The following is a 2,729-nucleotide window of genomic DNA, read 5'->3' as shown; positions in this document are numbered from 1 at the left end:
CATTATAGATTACTTGTTTTATTTTGTCAAGAAGAATTTTAAAATATTTTAGGAAATATTAGATACTACAAAATCTAAAATTTGCCCAAAAATCAAGCAAAATTAGGATTTTGTCGGGAAGTTGGGTATAACATTATTTATAAAATTCTGCAAGAAAATTTTTAACCCTAAAATTTCATCCTTCAACATCTTGAAAAAAGAATAGAAGCAGTTTCATAAGTTATTGCAAGTTATTAAAGCACAAGCAATATGAAGAAAAGCTTGATAAATTATAATATTTCGGTCCCATCGGATAACCAAGCGTCTATAGTTTCCTATCCAAGCAATAGAACGTTCTATCTTCCAGCGTTTTCTATATCGTCTCAAGGCTCTTCCATCTTGAAGTTTGGGCTTCTTTCGATTACTTCTGTGGGGTGCAATAAGCTCAATCCCATTTTTCTTCAATTGTCTACGAAACTTGTCAGAATCATAAGCTTTATCGCAAATCAATCGTTCTGGTTTTTTACCAAGCATGTCAATTGTCTTAGTCTTCCAGCTTTACCTCATGTGGAGAGGCAGAGTGCAAGGACACTCCCAGAGGAACACCCTGGCCGTCTGCCACCACCATAAGCTTCGTGCCTTTCCCCCTCTTAGTTTTGCCGATTTTAGAGCCCCTTTTTTAGCAGGAGTAAAACTTCCATCCATAAAGCATTCACTCCAATCAATCTGTCCTTTTTTGTCCAACTGGCTTATAAATTTTCTCCATATCTTAAGCCAAATTCCTTTTTCTTCCCACAACTTTAGGCGTCGCCAGCAAGTGCTGGGGCTTGGATACTTTTCAGGCAAATCTTTCCACCTTGCTCCTGTTCTTAAAACCCAAAGAATTCCTTCTAAAACTTCCCTGTTATTTTTCCAAGGACGTCCTTTGCTTTTTAGCTTTGGAAGCAAGGGTTCTATTTTCTCCCATTGCTTGTCTGTTAAATATATCGCTCTACTCATAGGTTTCACCTCCTATGAGAATTATCGGCAATTACTTATAAAAACTTTAGACTTATGAAACCAGTTCTAATAACCCATTCAATTCTTGTCAAGAATTTTCTTTTTACATTCCTCAAATATTTGGTTAATAAAAGTATTATTTGGATCAAGTTCTAAAGCTATCTTCAATTCTTCTTCTGCTTCTTTTAAATTATTGGTACAAAGATAGATTGAACCTAGGATAAAGTGGGTTTCAGACAAGAAAGAACTAAATTTTGCCATCATTTTGGCCTTCTTGATTATCCTTTCCCTCTGATTCTTTCTTCCAAAAACTATAATTCCTCCTCCCGGTTCATCCTTAAAAAATACTTGAAATCGGCTATCCTTTTGAATAAGATCCATCCCTTTTTTATAATTTTCGTATTTTTCCCAGCGAAGAATCCAATTCCCAAAATCATGTACATTCAAAACAACATATTCTGCATCTTGGAAGTTTGGAAAGACATAAAGAGACGTTTGTCTTTGAGAAAAATGGGCAAGAAGATTATCTTCAACAGAGATGGAGGAATCTTTAGGAATTAAGTATATTATTGTTTTAAATAGGCTCCATTTCTTTTTTAGTTGATAGTATATCTTTAGCTTTTCTTTTTGGGGGAAAGAAAGGATGGTTTTGTGGTTATTAACATCATATAAATAGTAACTTGGATTGTGGAAGACTAGATTAAGAGCAGAAAAACTAAAGTAATAGTTTGAAAGGATTGATGTTGTTAACATCAAAAGAGAAAAAGAAAAGGAGGGTATTTTTAGTCTTCTTGATAAGAAGAAAAGTCCATAAATACCAGAAACTATAGCAAATGGAAAAATTGGAGCAGAATAATGCCAAGCAAGAAGGTATTGGGCATCCCAGCCTGCCATAAAGTGAAGAATAATCTCAAGCAAGGCTATCAATAATACTGGGCTTAATATGGAAAGAAATCCGCAAGGAAGAACAAGCAAGATAATTGTAGCAAGTTTTTCATTGGCGGGTAAAAAAAGCATCTTTAGGGTATTTTGTGGTTTTAAGATGAGGTTTTTTATAATTTCAGATAGGCTTTCTCCTAAACCTAGCCTTCCAAAATAGCCATATGTTTCCTTCCATGCCCCTGTTTCGGTTGCCTTTCTGATATAGGGGATTAAAACAGAGACAGAGAGATATGCCCAGAATATTCCAATAATAAATGTAATAATGCCAATCCTTTTGTTTGTCTTAAAGAAGGAATAGATACCTAAGGCTGTGATTATCAAAGAGACATCCTCCTTTACCATTAAAGAGAAAAAGAAAAAGATAAAGTAAAGAAGCCAAATTCTTCTTTGTAGGAAATAGAAGGTAAATAAAAGGAAGAAGGGAGCAAGGCAGATTTCATGGAATTCAAAGAGATTTACCCTTGAGATAAATGGATGAAAAAGATAGGCAAATGAAAAAGAAAGGCTTAAGAGATTATGCTTTAATTTATCCTTTGCAATAAGAAATACAGGGATTGCTCCTAGTCCAAGGAATAGGCTTTGTAAGAAAAGAAGCATCCTTGGGTCTTGCCAGATAAGATAAAATGGAGCAAGGATAAGAAGCATCGGTGAAAAATGCTCACCCAGGAAGTTATGGCCATACATTGTTGTATCAAGAATTCTTCCTTGAATTGTATTCCAGATAGCTTGATCAAATCCTGCCAAGTCCCAATGGCCTGTATGAAATCCATTATATTGAATGATGGAAAGATAGGAATAAATGGCAATAT

General features: G+C 34.8%; 3 protein-coding genes. All 3 read right to left on the bottom strand.

Going from position 1 to position 2,729, the window contains the following annotated elements; genetic code table 11:
• Positions 1-213: 213 nt before the first annotated feature.
• Positions 214-513 carry a transposase gene (locus AB1630_11985; protein MEW6104512.1) on the bottom strand — a complete coding sequence of 100 codons (300 nt, stop codon included), beginning with the start codon at positions 511-513 and terminating at the stop codon, positions 214-216.
• A 24-nt stretch (positions 514-537) separates the two neighbouring features.
• Positions 538-978: an IS5 family transposase gene (locus AB1630_11980; protein ID MEW6104511.1), complete on the bottom strand. Its 441-nt coding sequence runs from the start codon at positions 976-978 to the stop codon at positions 538-540.
• A gap of 78 nt (positions 979-1,056) precedes the next feature.
• The coding region (locus tag AB1630_11975; GenBank protein ID MEW6104510.1) for a DUF2079 domain-containing protein at positions 1,057-2,729 on the bottom strand (1,673 nt) is incomplete at its 5' end.

The sequence above is a fragment of the bacterium genome (assembly GCA_040753555.1).
In the GTDB taxonomy this organism is placed as follows: Bacteria; UBA9089; UBA9088; order UBA9088; family UBA9088; genus JBFLYE01.
This window is presented reverse-complemented; position numbering and strand designations above follow the sequence as displayed.

Coding starts and splice junctions, on each gene's coding strand:
- AB1630_11985 (MEW6104512.1), bottom strand. CDS start 513: ATGCTTGGTAAAAAACCAGAACGATTGATTTGCGATAAAGCTTATGAT.
- AB1630_11980 (MEW6104511.1), bottom strand. CDS start 978: ATGAGTAGAGCGATATATTTAACAGACAAGCAATGGGAGAAAATAGAA.